This window comes from Hymenobacter aerophilus DSM 13606, assembly GCF_000382225.1.
Classification (GTDB): Bacteria; Bacteroidota; Bacteroidia; order Cytophagales; family Hymenobacteraceae; genus Hymenobacter; species Hymenobacter aerophilus.
The window spans coordinates 239,098-254,315 of the sequence record NZ_KB907800.1 but is presented as its reverse complement, the minus strand read 5'-3'; the positions used below and the strand labels follow the sequence as shown (position 1 = coordinate 254,315).

Sequence of the window (15,218 nt, the reverse complement as noted above, 5' to 3'; positions counted from 1 at the left end):
GCCAAGTTAGGGACTTTAGAAGTGAAATGGTGAGATGGTGAAATGGTGAGTTTGATGTTCGACGGTACCTACTTGCGCTGCTTGCGCAGAAAGGACCATTGAACATTAAGCTCACCATTTCACCATTTTACCTCTAAAGCCCCTTATTGCCCGGCTGCTGGGCATCGACGACGGCAATGGCGGCCATGTTCACAATTTCGCGCACCGAGGCGCCGAGCTGCAGAATATGCACCGGCTTGCGCATGCCCATCAGCACCGGCCCGATTACCTCGGCGCCCCCGATTTCCTGGAGCACTTTGTAGGCAATGTTGCCGCTGATAACGTTGGGGAAAATAAGCGTGTTGGCCCCACCCTTGGCCGCGAGGGGCGAGAAGGGATACTGCTCCTGCAGCAGCTCGGGGTTGAGGGCCGTGTTGGCCTGCATCTCGCCGTCGAGCAGTAGTTCGGGGTAGCGGGCTTTGGCCATTTCGGTGGCGCGACGGGCCTTGTCGGGCAGCTCGCCGGGGTTCGAGCCGAAGTTGGAGTAGCTGATAACGGCCACCCGCGGCTCGGCATCGAAGAACTTCACGGCCCGCGCCGTCAGCCCGATAATGTCCACCATTTCCTCGGCCGTGGGGTCGATGTTCACGGTGGTGTCGGCGAAGAAGAACGGGCCTTTGCGGTGCTGAATGATGTACATCGAGGCCACCCGCCGGGCGCCCTCGGCCACCCCAATCACCTGCAGCGCGGGCACGATAGATTTGCCGTAGTCCTTGCTCAGGCCCGTAATCAGGGCGTCGGCGTGGCCGGTTTCCAGCATCATGGCGGCGAAGTAGTTCCGCTCGCGCAGCAGCCGGCGGCCCTCATAGAGCGTGATGCCCCGGCGCTGCCGCTTCTGGTAAAGCAGCTCGGCGTACTCCTCGCGCCGGGCTTCCTCCCGAATGATGTCGATGATTTCGCAGCCCTCCAGGTCGAGCGAGGTTTCGGCCGCAATGCGCTCAATCTTGTTGCGGTTGCCCAGCAGAATGGGGAAGGCAATGCCTTCTTCGCGCAGAATCTGGGCCGCTTTGAGGGTTTTGTAGGTGTCGCCCTCGGCAAATACCACCCGCTTGGGGTTGCTGCGCGCCGCCGACGTGATGCGGTTCATCAGCTTCTGGTTCACGCCCAGCCGCGCCCGGATGTCGTCCTCGTAGGCCGCCCAGTCGGTGATGTGCACGCGGGCCACGCCGCTTTCCATAGCGGCCCGGGCCACGGCCGGACTCACGGTGGTAATCAGGCGCGGGTCGAGGGGCTTGGGGATGAGGTAGGTGCGGCCGAAGCTCAGCGTATTGTCGCCGTAGGCGCGGTTTACCATTTCGGGCACGGCCTCCTTGGCCAGCTCCGAAAGCGCCCGCACGGCCGCCAGCTTCATGGCTTCGTTGATTTCGGTAGCCCGCACGTCCAGCGCCCCCCGGAAAATGTAGGGGAAGCCCAGCACGTTGTTCACCTGGTTGGGGTGGTCGGTGCGGCCGGTGGCCATAATCAGGTCGGGCCGGGTGGCCATGGCCGCTTCGTAGGCCACCTCCGGGTCGGGGTTGGCCAGCGCGAACACGATGGGGTCGGGCCCCATGTTCAGCAGCAGCTCGGGGGCCAGCACGTTGCCGGCCGAGAGGCCCAGGAACACGTCGGCGCCGTGCAGGGCCTCGGCCATTGTGGTAATAGGCCGGTCGGTGGCGAAAAACAGCTGCATGTCGGCCAAATCGGTGCGGGCGGGCGTGATGAGGCCGTCCTTGTCAAACACCACCACGTTTTCGCGCTGCACGCCCAGCGCCAGGCACAGGCGCAGGCACGAAATGGCCGCCGCGCCCGCCCCACTCACCACCACCCGGATGTTCTCAATCTGCTTGCCCACCACTTCCAGCCCGTTCAGCAGCGCCGCCGACGAGATGATGGCCGTGCCGTGCTGGTCGTCGTGCATGAGCGGAATGTTCATCTGCTCGCGCAGCGCCGTCTCAATCCGAAAGCACTCGGGCGCCTTGATATCCTCGAGGTTGATGCCGCCAAACGTGGGCTCCAGCGACTTTACGATGCGGATAAACTCGTCGGGGTCGGTGGCGTCAATCTCGATATCGAAGCAGTCGATGCCCGCGAACTTCTTGAACAGCACGCCTTTGCCTTCCATCACGGGCTTGGAAGCGTCGGGGCCGATGTTGCCCAAACCCAGCACCGCCGTGCCGTTGCTGATAACGCCCACCAGATTGCCCTTGGCGGTGTACTTGTACACGGCGTCCTTGTCGGCGGCAATTTCCTTGCACGGCTCGGCCACGCCCGGCGAGTAAGCCAGGGCCAGATCGAGCTGGGTGCTGACGGGCTTGGTGGGCACCACCTCAATTTTGCCGGCCGGCGTGCGCGAGTGGTATTCGAGGGCGTCCTGTTTGTTTATCTTGAGCATAAAGCGAGGCAGAAGTTGAGCTTCCGGATGAAAAAGCAAGGAAGCAAGATGCGGCAAAATGCGCCGGCTTCAAAGGTACAGCCCCCGCCCGGAACCGAAAAGCCCCGAACCGGGCAGGATTCGGGGCTGAACGGGCCAGTTGAAAGGTAAGAGTTAAGGGCGCAGGCGAAGCTCCGTAAAGCTGCCGTGCACCCGCAAGTCGCCCAGTCGGCGGGCATCGGGGGTGTAATCGGCGTAGTTGCGAAAGGCAAATACATCCCGGAGGTCCGTCGCCTTCACTTCGTAAGTGCCGCTAACGAGCTGCCGGGCCGCGTCGTAGGCCGTAATGGTCAGCGAGCCGCTCAACTGATTCTGATTACCAGACACGGCGTTGTTGGCGGTGTTGGTCGAGGGCGTGAAACGGATAAACATCACCTGCGCGTCGCCCTGGCTGGCATCGGGTTGGGAAGCCAGCGAATAGGTGCCGACCAGCCCGGGTTTCTGCCGGCTCTTGGCCAGTGCAAAGCTTATTCTGTCGGCAGGCCCGCCGTTGCCTAGTCCGCCGTCAAAGGTGATAATGAGGCGGTCGGACAGCAGTTCAGCGCTGGGTTGGTCGGCCACATAGCTCACCGAGCGTGCTTCAGTTGAGCCCGAATACGCGAAATTGACGTTAAGCGTGGCGGCTTGGGCCGGTTCGGCCACGACGGGAGGAGTGGGCGTCGGGTCGCAGTCTTTGCGGCAGGAGGTGCCCAGCAGTGAGGCCGTGAGCAGGGAAGCGAGGAATATAATGCGGGACGACACAAGCGGAGGGCGTGAAGATTAGAGGATGGCAGGCAGTTGGTAACAACCGCGCCAGAGCTGACCGAAAGAGTTCCAACTGAGTCACGTTTTTCTTGCCTATCCAGTATATAAGGCTCTGATTATAGAACGAGGGAGGTTCTAGCGTAATCAGAAGACCATAAAAAAGCGCCCGAAGGCGCTTTTTTACTTTGAATCAGCAACTATAACCAATGAATCAGCCGCCCACCACCAGCTTCTGGCCCGGCTGCACGGCATCCGACTTCAGGTTGTTGAGCTCCCGCAGGCGCTGCACTGTCAGGCCCTGGTAGCGGCGCGAGATGTTGTAGAGCGTATCGCCGGGCTGCACCAGATGCAGGTGCGGCGCCGGCGATACCGGCGCAACCGCGGGGCTGGCAGCCCGACGGGCGGGGGCCTGGGCTACGGCGGCGGTTTCGCGGGTCGTTTCGATGAGGTCGGCTACAGCCTCGCTGGCTACGGCGGCGGGCGGGGCCTTCAGCGTCAGCTCCTGGCCGGGCTGCAGCACGTAGCTGCCGAGCTGGTTCCAGGCTTTGAGCTGGGCCACGGTCAGGCCGTTAGCAGTGGCAATCTTCTCCAGAAAGTCGCCCGGCTTTACCACGTAGCGGCTCGGCATCGAATCATCGTTGGCCGCCGCCGAAACTACGGTGGCCGCCCGCCGCACCTCGGCGGCTTGCTTAACCGGAACGCGGGCCAGCACTTCGGCCGCCGAATCGGGCTCAGTAGCCGCCGGAGCAGCTTTGGAGGCGGCTACCCGTACCGGCACCACCGCCGGCCGCGCGGCCGCTACCACCGCTGCCGGAGTTGGAGCCGGAGCCGGAGCCGCGGAACCAGCCGTTGCGGGCAGCGCCCGGAACAGCACCAGCTGCTGCCGCCCGGCCAGTGAGGCACTGCTGCCCAGCTTGTTCCAGCGGCGCACCTGCGCCGGACTAACCTTATAGCGGGCGGCCACCGAGTTCACCGTTTCGCCCCGTTTCACGGTATGGCGCAGCCGCTCGAAGCGCGGTGCAGCAGTTGCTTCGGGCTTGGCTACCGAAGCCGCAGCGGCCAGGTTGCGGGCGGGCAGCGGCATAGTGCCACTCAGCGCCACCAGCCGCGGGGCCAGGGGCTGCGGTAGTTCGGCCGGCGGGCGGCAGTAATCAAACAGCGCCTCGCGGCTGGCCACGGCCACCAGGCCGGCCCGGGCGGCGGCGGGCAGTTGCAGCGTGTAGTTGCGGTAGCCGGCCGGCAAATAGGGCTTGCGCAGCTCGGGGTTCAGGCGCAGCAAGGCCAGCGAATCGGGGGCGCCGATGGCCTGGGCGAGCCGCATCAGGTCGAAGGGCCGGCCGCCGAGCTGCAGCGTATCCATGGCCTGGGCATACTGGTAGTTCAGCGTGGGCGCGTGCAGGTCGTGCTCCTTGGCGTACTTCATGGTGTACATGATGGCCGTGAAGGTGGGCACGTAGTTGCGCGTTTCGGCGGGCAGGCTGCTGTGTACTTCCCAGTAGGTGCGCTTGCCGGTGCGCTTCATCACGCGCTGCATGTTGCCGGCGCCCCAGTTGTAGGCCGCCAGCACCATTTCCCAGTCGCCGAACACCCGATACAGGTAGCGCAGGTGCTTGCAGGCGGCTTCGGTGGCTTTTTCGGGGTCCATGCGCTCGTCCACCCATTCGTCGCGGCGCAGGCGCAGGTCGTTGGCGGTAGGGCCCATAAACTGCCACAGACCCGTGGCGCCCACCCGCGACTTGGCCGTCGGAATCAAAGCCGACTCTACCACGGCCAGGTACTTAAGGTCGAGGGGCAGATTGTACTTGGCCAGATACTTCTCGAAGAGCGGGAAATACAGGTTTTCGCGCTCCAGCACCCGCTGCGTGTAGCCGCGCTGCCGCTCGGTAAACAGCTTCACGAAGCTCATCACGTGGTTGTTGAACACGTGGGGCACGTCGGTTTCAAAGCAGCTCACCCGGTCGCCCACCAAATCGCGCAGCTCGGGCGGGGTGCGCAGCCAGGCCAGCTTGGCCGAATCGGGTGCCAGGGGCAGGGCGGCCAGCGAATCAGGCAGTAGCGGCAGGGTCGTCAGGGCCGAATCGGGCGGCAGGGCAACCGGGGCGGTGGGGGCGCCGGGCCGCACCTGGGCCCGGGCGGCGGGGGCCAACGCGCAAGCCAGCAGAACGGGAGCGGCAACCCGCAGCAACTTCATCATGCTAACTCACTCAAAAGGACAATGGCCGGCGGGCCCAAACGCAAAACGCTGAGCCACAACCCAGCGTTTTGCCAAAAATAGCACAGTTTCGCAGAACTCCCAGCCTTTTTACTTAAAGCGGTACTTTAAATCTCCGTTGTTAGCTCTTAACTGATAGCCAGTAGCTTCGTTTGGGAATACAAAAGCAGCAGCTTGGTGATTACTGGCCAACGGCTAAATCCAGCGAATTGGCGAAGGCCAGCAGTTGCGACTCGCGGAAGGCGCCGCTCAGGATCTGCAGGCCAATGGGCAGGCCCTGCGAGTCGAGGCCGTTGGGCACCGAAATGGCCGGTACGCCCGCCAGCGAGGCCTGCACCGTGAAAATATCGGCCAGGTACATGGCCAGCGTATCCTTGTTTACGTCGCCAATCTTAAAGGCCGTGGTGGGCGTGGTGGGCAGCACCAGAAAGTCGTAGTCGCGCAGCAGCTCGTCGGTTTTCTCCTTGATGAGCCGGCGCACCCGCTGGGCCTTGGTGTAGTAGGCGTCGTAGTAGCTGGCGCTCAGCACGAAGGTGCCCAGCAGAATCCGGCGCTGCACCTCGGGCCCGAAACCCTGCGAGCGGGTTTTCTTGTAGAGCGACTCCAGATCCGTGACGTCGGGGGCGCGGTAGCCGAACTTCACGCCGTCGTAGCGGCTCAGGTTGGAGCTGGCTTCGGCCGTGGTCAGAATATAGTAGGTGGGCACGATGAAGTCGAGGTAGGGGAATTCCACCGCTTCCACCACGTGGCCCTGGCCGCGCAGCTGCTCCAGCGCGGCTTCGGTGGCCTGCTTGATTTCGGGGTTGAGGCCCGGCCGGTCCAGGCAGTCCTGGATGTAGCCGATGCGGTACTGGGGAGCGGGCGTCAGCTCCTGGCTGTAGGCGGGCACCGGCTGCTGGCTCACGGTGCTGTCGAACTGGTCGGGGCCGGCCATTACTTCGAACAGCAGGGCGGCGTCTTCCACCGAGCGGGTAAGCGTGCCAATCTGGTCGAACGACGAGGCGTAGGCCACCAGCCCGTAGCGCGAAATGCGCGAGTAGGTGGGTTTGAAGCCCACGATGCCGCAGAAGGCCGCCGGCTGGCGCACCGAGCCACCCGTGTCGGAGCCAATCGAAGCCAGGCACATATCGGCCTGCACGGCCACGGCCGAGCCGCCCGACGAGCCACCGGGCACCCGGTCGGGGTCGAGGGCGTTGCGGGCGGGGCCGAAGTACGAGGTTTCGTTGGAGGCGCCCATGGCAAACTCGTCGCAGTTCTGGCGACCAATCAGGATGGCGTCTTCGTCGAGCAGGCGCTGCACGGCCGTGCCCGTGAACAACGACTTGAAGCCGTCGAGGATGTGGCTGCTGCTTTGCAGGGCGTGGCCCTCGTAGGCCAGCACATCTTTCAGGCCGATAACCATGCCGGCGAGCTTGCCGGCCGTGCCGGCGGCCAGCTTGGCATCCACGGCCGCGGCCTGGGCGCGGGCCTCCTCGGGCCACACCTCCAGAAAAGCGTTCAGGTTTTCCTGCCGGGCAATGTTATCGAGGTAGTGCTCAACCAGCTGCTGGCACGACACGGTGCCGGCGGCAAGCTCGCGGCGCACTTCGGAAAGGGAATCGAAACGTCTCAAGACGAAGAAATTAAAGGGGAGGCCCGCCAAGCGGAGCGGAAACGCGAAAATAGCACCCGCCCCGCTAAAAACAGAACCGCCGGCAGATTTTGGCTGCCGGCGGTTCGGATAAGGCTGGGGTAAACGGGGCTGAAACTAGCTCAGCTGGTCGAGGCGGGGGCGCTCCGGCTCGGGCTCGGCTGCCGCCGTGGGCTCGGGCGTTACCACCGGGGCAATGCCACCGTCCATGGGCGGGGCCAGTACGGGCGCGGCCTCGGCCACCGGCGGGGCGGGCTGGTAGCCCTGCTGCTGCGGCTGAAACTGCTGCTGGTAGGGCTGCTGAGCCGGCTGGCCGTAATTCTCCACCTCGCTACGAATCTCGCGCGACGCATCCTTGAACTCGCGGATACCTTTGCCCAGGCCGCGGGCCAGTTCGGGAATCTTGTTGGCGCCGAAGAAAATCAGGATAACCACCATGATGAGCATCAGCTCACCACCACCGAGGTCACCCAAGAACAGAAAAACAGGCGTTTGCATAGTTGAGAGGGGTTATTGACGGGGCGCGGCCGGGTCGTTGGGATTTACCGGGTTTACGGGCCGGTCGCGGTATTCGGGCTTTTCCTCCTTCGAGGCGTCCTTGAACTCGCGGATGCCCTGGCCCATGCCACGGAACAGCTCCGGGATGCGCTTGGCCCCGAAAAGCAGAATGATGGCGAGGCCAATAAGAAGGATTTCGGTTCCACCGAAGTTACCAATTCCGAGCAGGAGGGTGGCGAAGGTCATATGCAGCAGGCCGGCGGGCCAGGGTTAGAAGGTCAAAGCAGAGTATACGCAGCTAGTACGCTACTAGATTGGTAAAGGTACCGCATAATTCGAAAAACAGTTCCGCAGCCGCCCGGGTTATTGGCCCACTCACAGCCGGCCGGCCGTTTTCACGCAGCCTTCATGCCGGGCAGTTAAGTCCGGCCAGAAAAGCGCCCGGTTTATCCGGCAGAAAGGCCCTTTTAACGGTTTGGCCGCGCCAGAATGCGGGTTGTGGTGTTACTTAGTACGTCCGAAAGGCAGTTGCCCTTTTTATCTTTCACCGCAACGCTATGTTATTGCAAGATTCGGTTTTTACCCCCCAAACCAAATCCGGCCTTTCGCGGGCCCAGGAAGTGCGCCGGCTGGCGGCCCTGCAGTCCTACGAGATAATGGACACCCCGCCGGAGGTTGCCTTCGACGACCTGGCCCGCCTGGCCTCTGTCATCTGCGATACACCGATTTCGCTGGTTTCGCTGCTCGATGGCGAGCGGCAGTGGTTCAAGGCCCGCACCGACCAGAGCTGGCCCACCAGCACCCCGCGCGAATTGGCGTTCTGTCAGCAGGCCATCCAGGGCTTTACTTTATATGAAGTGGAGGACGCCTCGTGCCACCCGCTGTTCGAAAACAACGACCTGGTAACCGGCGACCCCAACATCCGCTTTTACGCCGGCTGTCCGCTCATTACGCCCGAGGGCGACGCGCTGGGCACGCTCTGCGCCATCGACACCGTGCCGCGCCGCCTCACCGACGGCCAGCGCGATGCGCTGGGCATTCTGGCCCGTGAGGTGGTAGCCCACCTGGAGCTGCGCCGGGCCCGCCTCGAACTGGACCAGGAGCGCCTGAAGCTGGACGGGCTGCTGCGCCTGGCCAACAACACGGCCGAAAACCTGTACGCCAGCAAAAGCCAGAACGAAATTTTCATCAAGCAGGAACACAAGCTGTTGCGTCTGAGAACCGAGTCCATCCGCTACATTGAGGCGCTCGGCGACTACGTGAACATCTACGCCGGCTCGGAGCGCTTCACCATCTACAGCACCATGAAGGATCTGGAAAGCCGGCTGCCGGCCCGCGACTTCGCCCGGGTGCACCGCAAGTACATTGTGCGCCTCGACCGCATCATCTCCATCGAAAGCGACGCGCTGCTGGTGGAGGCCGACCGCGGCACAGAAGGCGGCGCCAGCCTGCTGCCTGTGCCCATCGGCAACTCCTTCAAGGCCGGGCTGCTAAGCCGGCTCAATCTGGTCTGAGCCGCCCGGCCACGGGCCGGCCAAATCGCACAGATGCCGCCCTTCGCCGAGAGAAAAGCGGGATTGGGCGAAATTGAAGCATGGTGCCTATGCCCTCCAGTATCTTTCGTGTGGTTATCGGGAGTTTGCCCTGTCGGCAGCGGTTAGCAATAATTGCTTGCTGGCGGCGGAGGGATTCCGGTAGCTAAGTTTGTTTTCATAGCTCGGAAAGCCCGGTTCCTTTGGAGCCGGGTTTTTTATTGGTAGCAGGTGGAGAAGGTAAGTTGAGAAGGAAATACAAACGTCATTCAGAGCGAAGCCGGAGGCGTAGCCGAAGAATCTCGCGTGCAGCACTAAACCTATTATCAGGAGTTACTATTGCACGCGAGATTCTTCGACTACGCCTCCGGCTTCGCTCAGAATGACGTTCTTTCCCTAATCCCTAATCCCTAATCCCTAATCCCTAATCCCTAATCCCTACTTCCGGCCGAGCCAGTTTTCGGGGTTCAGGTTGGCGCTGTTGTGCCAGACCTGGAACTGGACTTCGGAGGTGCCCTCGGCGTTGGTGCTCACGGTGCCCAGTGTCTGGCGGGCGTCTACGGTCTGGCCTTCGCTCACGCTCACGTGCCGCAGCTTGGCGTACACCGTGAAGTAGTCGCCATGTTGCACCATCACGATGTTGCCCATGCCCGGCACGCTGGCCACCGTAAGCACCTTACCGCTGAACACGGCCCGCACCGGCTCGCCCGAGTTGGTCTGGATATCAACCCCGCGGTTCTCCACCACCACGTTTTTGAGCACCGGGTGGTTGTGGCGACCGAAGCGCTGGCTGATGAAACCCTTGCCCACCGGCCAGGGCAGCCGGCCCCGGTTGTCGGTGAAGGAGGCGGCCAGCTTGGCCGTTTCGGGCGTCAGCGTTACGCGGTCGACGCGCTCGGCCTTGGCGGCGGCGGCGTCTTCGGCCGCGGCGGTGGCAGACGTGCGCGAGGTGGCGCCGGGGTTGCGGCCCGCGTTGGCGGCCATTTCGGCGGCGCGGGCTTTGGCGGCGGCCTTGCGGGCCGCTTCGCGGGCGGCGCGGGCAATTTCTTCGCGCACGCGCAGCGCAATCAGGTTATCGAGCCGGCTGACGGCCCGCTGGCGGTTGGCCAGCTCCTTGCGCAGCTCTTCTTCCTGCTGCGTGAGCTTCACAATCACCTGGTCCTGCTGCACTTTGAGCGTGGTCAGGGTTTTCTTCTCCGAAAGCTGGGTGTTCAGCAACGAGCCTTTCTGCTGGCGCTGCTGCTGCAGGCCGGTCAGCTGGGTGTCGAGGCGCTGTTGGGCGCGGGTTATCTGGGCGGCCTGGGCCTGGCGCACTTCGGTGTACTGGCGGATGTAGCGCAGGCGCAGCAGAAACTGGTTGAACGACTCGGAAGCAAACAAAAACATGAGCCGGTTGTAGCCGTTGGCCGTTTTCGAGCCCGCGTAAATCAGGCGGGCGTACTCGGCCTTGAGGCGCTCCAGGCGCTGGCGGGTCTGTTGCACCTGCCCCTCGGTCTGCTGCACATCGGTTTCGATGTAGCGCAGCTCCGAACTGATGTTTTTGATGACGCCCTGCTGCACCACCAGCTTTTCCTGGATGGCGTTGAGCTGGCCCACCGAAGCCTGCTTTTTCTGCTGGGTCTGGGCCAGAATGCGGCTGGTTTCCTTGATGCGCTTGAGGTTGGCCCGCCGCTCACGCTCCAGCTGGGCCTTGCTTTTCTTGGCTACCGGGGTCTTTTTCTGCGCCAGCACCACCGAGGGGCCGGCTAGCCCCGCCAGCAGCAGCAGCAACAACAGCAGCGCAGCGGGTTTACTTCTTGCGCGCATAGCCTTTGGGTACGGAAAACGGGAATTGCAGCCGGCCCTTGTCCAGGTCGACGGCCCGGTACGTGAGCGTGAGCAGGGTAGGGGCCTTCTGGGGCTGCTGCACCTGCACTTGGGTTTCGAAGGCGAAGGGCTGCGGGCTGCCTTCAAGCGGACGGAAGTCGGCGTAGTCCACCGTCAGCTGGTGGGCGCGCACCGAATCCTGCACCAGCAGCTGGCGGGGGCGGCCCTGGGCCACATCCACGAGCTGCATAATCAGCAGGCCGGCCTGCTCGTAGCGCACGCGCTGCACGCTGCCCTCGGTGGTGACGGCCGGCTGGGTGGCGGAGCTGAGCGGGGCCAGGTAGTTGCCCAGCAGCAGCGCCTGCAGCATATCGAAGGTGATGGGCACGTTCAGCCGCTCGCTCAGGTAAGCAAAGTCGCCCGAGTAGTATTCGCGGTGCAGCTTGTCGAGCACCTGCACCGAGTCGCGGGTGATGTAGAGCCGGGCGCCCTCAATGCCCAGCAACGACGCCGACAGCCAAATGGCGCTGTCCTTGCGCATACGCACGTTGATGTTGGCGCTCTGGTCGCCGAACTGGGCCTTGCCCTTGGCCGTCATGAACTGAAAGTCGAGGTTGGTCGCCCTCACGGCCTCGGGCACCGGGTTAGCGGCTGAGGGTTGGGAGGCCGTGGGTAGCAGCTTTTTGGTGCAGCTGCCCAGCAGCAGCGGCAGGGTCAGTAATACGCTCAGCAGCAGCGCGGGGCGGTTATTCATAGAGCTTCTTGTCCTTTATTTTGCGGTTGATGAGCGCCGAAGCGCCGCCTTTCTGGCTGGCCCGCTGCCACTCGGCCACGGCCCGGTCCCGGTCGCCGAGCTGAAACAGCACGTCGCCGTAGTGCTCCACCAGGGTGGCGTCGGAGGAGGTGCGCAGGGCCGTTTCCAGGGCCCGGCGGGCGCCGGCGTAGTCTTTGAGCTGGTAAAGCACCCAGGCGTAGGTATCGAGGTAGGTAGGGTTTTCGGGAAACTGTTTCACCAGCCGGCCCGCCATTTCCTTGGCCTTATCCAGCTTTTCGCGCCTTATGGCCAGAAAGTAGCTGTAGTTATTGAGGGCCTGGGCGTTGTTGGCGTCGAAGGTCAGGGCGGCCTCGTAGGCCGCGTCCGACTTAGGGTAGTCCTTCAGCTCGTGGTAGGCGTCGCCCAGCTGGGTGTCGAACTGGGCCAGCAGCTCGGGGTTGTCGGTGGCCAGCTTGCGGCCGTATTCGAGCGACTTTACGGCCTTGGCGGGCTGCTTTTCGAGCTGGTGGCCCACGCCGTTGTAAAACCACAGCGGCGCCTGGTTCGGAAACAGCTCCAGCGCCTGCTCGGTGTGCACCAGCAGCGAATCGGTCTGGTTAAGCTCGGCATCAATCAGCACCACCTGCTGCCAGATCTGGTAGCGCGAGTTGTCGAGCCGGATGGCCCGCAGGTAGCTGGCGCGGGCGGCGGCGCGGTTGCCGGTTACGGTTTCAATGTCGCCGGCAATCGAAAACGCCTTGGCCTCGCGTGGGTGCACCCGCACGGTAATGGCGGCCAGCTCGCGGGCCGTTTCGCTCAGGCCCGGACTGGGCAGCTGCTTGAGGTACTCAATCAGGATGCGCACCTTGTCGTCGATGTCCAGGCTGGGGCTCGCAAACGCCAGTTTCAGCTGGCTTTCCGACTCGGGGCGGTTGTTCTGCAGGCGGTACACCTCGGCCAGAATCATGCGGGCGCGCGGGTTGTCGGGGTCGATGCGCAGGGCCTGGTTGGCCACCCGCACGGCATCGTCGAAGCGGCGGTTGGAGGCGTACAGCTGGGCCTGGGCCAGCACGTAGCGCGGCTCGTCGGGGTTCGATTTGATGAGCGACTCGCCTTCCAGCAAAGCCTGGTCGAGCTTGTTCTGGCGCAGGTAAATCTGCTGCTTCTTGAACGATATTTCGTCGAGCGGCCCGAACTTCTCCTCGGCCTGCCCGAAGGTGGTCAGCGCCTCATCAAGCCGGCCCTGGGCCACGTACAAATCGGCCAGGTTGAAGAGGTAGTAGCCCGAGTTGGGCACCCGCCCGATCAGGTCGGTGTACACCTTCGTCGCCTCCTCGTACTGCTTCTGCGAAGTGTAAATCTGGGCCAGCAGCAGGTAGTAGTAGGGGTTTTCGGGGGCGAGCTTCACGGCGGCCCGGCCAAAGTTGGTGGCGTCCTGCAGGTTGCCGCTGAGCAGGTTGGCCTCGGCAATCTTGTAGTTGACGGCCGCGTTGCCCGGGTTCAGGGCGTAGGCTTTCAGCAGGCGCTCCAGCGCTTTGTTGTAGTCTTCGAGCAGCACGTAGCGCACGCCGTCCACGAAGTAGGCCTCGCTCATTTCGCGCTCCTTGGGCGTCAGCTCGCGCGGCTGCCGGGTGGCCTCGTTGAGGGCGGCGCGGCGGGCCAGTTCACGGCGGTCTTTGCGGCTGAGCTTTTCGGGCGCCGCCGCCGGTTTGGCGTCGGCCGGCCGGGCCGCCGGGGCCGCTTTGCGCTGGGCGTACCCCGGCCCGGCCAGCAGCAGGCTCAACAGCAGGGGTAGCAGCAACGGGCGGAATGAGGGCATAAAGAAAGCAAGGAGGCCGAAGGTAGCGCCCGCCGTGAAGATAAAGAAAAGGACGGCGGCCTGCCTCTTCAAGTGGTTAGCCCTTTTTAAGCTGTTAGCCATTAGCTGCTAACGGTCAGCTTTTCCGTTAAACGAAAGCTAACAGCTAGCAGCTAATGGCTAACAGCTTAAAAAGGGCTAACCGCTGAAAGAATTACATCCGCAGCGTGTTGTAGTCGCCCACGCTCAAATCCAGCGACTTGCCGCTGAGCGTGGCGTGCGAGCCAATCATGGACCCCGCCACGTTGGCGTGCTCCACGGTGGCCGACTGCTGCACGATGCTATTGGCAACCACCGAGTTGGTGATGGTGGTGCCGGCGCCCACCGATACGTGCGGGCCAACTACCGAGTTGGTAATCTGCACGTTCTCGCCCAGGTACACCGGCTCGATAATAACCGAGTTGGTGGTTTTGGCCGAGGCGGCCGTGAGCTTTTCGCCGCGCTCCTGCAGAAATTCCAGGTAGCGCTGGTTGGTGTACACGGTGGCGTCCTTGTTGCCGCAGTCGAGCCACTCAGTTACGCGGCCGGGCACGAACTGGGTGCCCTTGTTTTTCATGTTTTCGAGGGCGTTGGTGAGCTGGAACTCGCCCTTGTCCTTGATGTCGTTGTCGAGCAGGTACTGCAGCTCGCGCTTGAGGTACTCGCCATCCTTGAAGTAGTAGATGCCGATAATGGCCAGGTCCGAAACAAACGTCTGGGGCTTCTCCACGAAGTCGGTAATCTGGCCCGCGTCGTCGAGCTTCACCACGCCGAAGGGCTTGGGGTCGTCCACGCGCTGCACCCAGATGGTGCCGTCAACCGAAGTGTCAAGAGTGAAATCGGCCTTGAAGAGTGTGTCGGCGAAGGCCACCACCACGTGCCCATCGAGGGCCGACTGGGCGCAGAGAATGGCGTGGGCGGTGCCCAGGGCCTCGTCCTGGTAGCAAATCGTGCCCTTGCCGCCCACCGATTCGGCAATCTTGATGAGGTCCTGTTCCACCTCTTTTCCGAAGCTGCGCCCGATAATGAAGGCTACTTCTTCCACCGGCTCGGCGCACACTTTGGCAATGTCTTCTACCAAACGGTGCACAATGGGTTTGCCGGCAATCGGAATCAGGGGCTTGGGAACGGTGAGCGTGTGGGGGCGCATGCGCTTGCCCATACCAGCCATCGGAACGATAATTTTCATGCGGAAAGGAGTTTTTAAGTATGAGTTTTTAAGTAGGAATTTTGAATTGATAATTACGAAATGCAAACCGGCAAATAAGACATATGTCGAGGTATTGCCAATTGAAAATTCATAATTAAAAACTCATAATTCAGGCAGAGCCCGTGCTGCCGATGCCGTCGGTACCGCGGCCGGTTTCCGACAGCTTTTTGACCGGCTCCCAATCCACTACTTCGTGACGGGCTACTATCAGTTGGGCAATCCGTTCGCCGTCCTGCACTACAAAGTCCTGGTCGGAGAAGTTGATGAGCAACACCTGCAGCTCGCCACGGAAGTCGGCATCAATGGTACCGGGGCTGTTGACCAGGCCGATGCCGTGCTTGTAGGCCAGGCCGCTACGGGGGCGCACCTGCATCTCGTAGCCCACCGGAATGGCCATAAACAGGCCCGTTGGAATGAGCGCGCGTTGCATAGGCCCTAACGTAACCGGCGCGTCGAGGTTGGCCCGCACGTCGAGGCCGGCCGCGTGGGCCGTCTGGCGCGCCGGTAACGGATGGCGCGAGCGGTTGATGATGGGAATCTGCATGG

The 15,218-nt window shown here is 62.9% G+C and carries 12 protein-coding genes; 1 reads left to right on the top strand and 11 read right to left on the bottom strand.

What is annotated here, in order from left to right; all coding sequences use genetic code 11:
* Positions 1 to 133: 133 nt before the first annotated feature.
* The 6 genes from H145_RS0101210 to H145_RS0101185 all read right to left on the bottom strand — a co-directional run bounded on the left by H145_RS0101210 (position 134) and on the right by H145_RS0101185 (position 7,779).
* A complete protein-coding gene (locus H145_RS0101210) occupies positions 134 to 2,410 on the bottom strand; it encodes an NADP-dependent malic enzyme (protein ID WP_019946309.1) in 2,277 nt (758 codons plus the stop codon).
* A gap of 153 nt (positions 2,411 to 2,563) precedes the next feature.
* Positions 2,564 to 3,190 carry a hypothetical protein gene (locus H145_RS0101205; protein WP_019946308.1) on the bottom strand — a complete coding sequence of 209 codons (627 nt, stop codon included), beginning with the start codon at positions 3,188 to 3,190 and terminating at the stop codon, positions 2,564 to 2,566.
* Between the two features lie 214 nt (positions 3,191 to 3,404).
* Complete coding sequence (locus H145_RS22345; RefSeq protein WP_019946307.1) at positions 3,405 to 5,387, bottom strand: lytic transglycosylase domain-containing protein; 1,983 nt, start codon at positions 5,385 to 5,387, stop codon at positions 3,405 to 3,407.
* 199 nt (positions 5,388 to 5,586) lie between these two features.
* A complete protein-coding gene (gene gatA / locus H145_RS0101195) occupies positions 5,587 to 7,017 on the bottom strand; it encodes an Asp-tRNA(Asn)/Glu-tRNA(Gln) amidotransferase subunit GatA (protein WP_026351176.1) in 1,431 nt (476 codons plus the stop codon).
* A gap of 135 nt (positions 7,018 to 7,152) precedes the next feature.
* On the bottom strand, positions 7,153 to 7,533 hold the full coding sequence (locus H145_RS24915) for a Sec-independent protein translocase subunit TatA/TatB (protein ID WP_083937630.1): 381 nt from the start codon (positions 7,531 to 7,533) through the stop codon (positions 7,153 to 7,155).
* A gap of 12 nt (positions 7,534 to 7,545) precedes the next feature.
* A complete protein-coding gene (locus H145_RS0101185) occupies positions 7,546 to 7,779 on the bottom strand; it encodes a twin-arginine translocase TatA/TatE family subunit (protein ID WP_019946304.1) in 234 nt (77 codons plus the stop codon).
* A 311-nt stretch (positions 7,780 to 8,090) separates the two neighbouring features.
* Here H145_RS0101185 and H145_RS22340 point away from each other — a divergent pair, with 311 nt between their 5' ends.
* Positions 8,091 to 9,047, top strand: coding sequence for a GAF domain-containing DNA-binding protein (locus tag H145_RS22340; protein ID WP_019946303.1), 957 nt, complete (start codon positions 8,091 to 8,093; stop codon positions 9,045 to 9,047).
* A gap of 456 nt (positions 9,048 to 9,503) precedes the next feature.
* Here the strand turns inward: H145_RS22340 and H145_RS0101175 are convergent, their stop codons facing one another.
* The 5 genes from H145_RS0101175 to dut all read right to left on the bottom strand — a co-directional run bounded on the left by H145_RS0101175 (position 9,504) and on the right by dut (position 15,216).
* Positions 9,504 to 10,871 (bottom strand): murein hydrolase activator EnvC family protein, encoded by a 1,368-nt coding sequence (locus H145_RS0101175; protein ID WP_026351174.1) that lies wholly within the window; start codon positions 10,869 to 10,871, stop codon positions 9,504 to 9,506.
* The gene (locus tag H145_RS0101170) at positions 10,855 to 11,625 is read right to left on the bottom strand and encodes a DUF4292 domain-containing protein (RefSeq protein ID WP_019946301.1); all 771 of its coding nucleotides are present in this window, start codon (positions 11,623 to 11,625) and stop codon (positions 10,855 to 10,857) included. The genes H145_RS0101175 and H145_RS0101170 overlap by 17 nt, the downstream gene beginning before the upstream one ends.
* Complete coding sequence (locus H145_RS0101165) at positions 11,618 to 13,444, bottom strand: tetratricopeptide repeat protein (RefSeq protein WP_169513144.1); 1,827 nt, start codon at positions 13,442 to 13,444, stop codon at positions 11,618 to 11,620. Before H145_RS0101165 ends, H145_RS0101170 begins: the two co-directional genes overlap by 8 nt.
* A gap of 193 nt (positions 13,445 to 13,637) precedes the next feature.
* Positions 13,638 to 14,651 carry a sugar phosphate nucleotidyltransferase gene (locus tag H145_RS0101160; protein WP_019946299.1) on the bottom strand — a complete coding sequence of 338 codons (1,014 nt, stop codon included), beginning with the start codon at positions 14,649 to 14,651 and terminating at the stop codon, positions 13,638 to 13,640.
* Between the two features lie 130 nt (positions 14,652 to 14,781).
* Complete coding sequence (dut, locus tag H145_RS0101155) at positions 14,782 to 15,216, bottom strand: dUTP diphosphatase (RefSeq protein ID WP_019946298.1); 435 nt, start codon at positions 15,214 to 15,216, stop codon at positions 14,782 to 14,784.
* Between the last annotated feature and the right edge of the window lie 2 nt (positions 15,217 to 15,218).

Coding starts and splice junctions, on each gene's coding strand:
- H145_RS0101210 (WP_019946309.1), bottom strand. CDS start 2,410: ATGCTCAAGATAAACAAACAGGACGCCCTCGAATACCACTCGCGCACG.
- dut (WP_019946298.1), bottom strand. CDS start 15,216: ATGCAGATTCCCATCATCAACCGCTCGCGCCATCCGTTACCGGCGCGC.
- H145_RS0101185 (WP_019946304.1), bottom strand. CDS start 7,779: ATGACCTTCGCCACCCTCCTGCTCGGAATTGGTAACTTCGGTGGAACC.
- H145_RS22345 (WP_019946307.1), bottom strand. CDS start 5,387: ATGATGAAGTTGCTGCGGGTTGCCGCTCCCGTTCTGCTGGCTTGCGCG.
- H145_RS24915 (WP_083937630.1), bottom strand. CDS start 7,533: ATGCAAACGCCTGTTTTTCTGTTCTTGGGTGACCTCGGTGGTGGTGAG.
- H145_RS22340 (WP_019946303.1), top strand. CDS start 8,091: ATGTTATTGCAAGATTCGGTTTTTACCCCCCAAACCAAATCCGGCCTT.
- H145_RS0101170 (WP_019946301.1), bottom strand. CDS start 11,625: ATGAATAACCGCCCCGCGCTGCTGCTGAGCGTATTACTGACCCTGCCG.
- H145_RS0101175 (WP_026351174.1), bottom strand. CDS start 10,871: ATGCGCGCAAGAAGTAAACCCGCTGCGCTGCTGTTGTTGCTGCTGCTG.
- H145_RS0101165 (WP_169513144.1), bottom strand. CDS start 13,444: ATGCCCTCATTCCGCCCGTTGCTGCTACCCCTGCTGTTGAGCCTGCTG.
- H145_RS0101160 (WP_019946299.1), bottom strand. CDS start 14,651: ATGAAAATTATCGTTCCGATGGCTGGTATGGGCAAGCGCATGCGCCCC.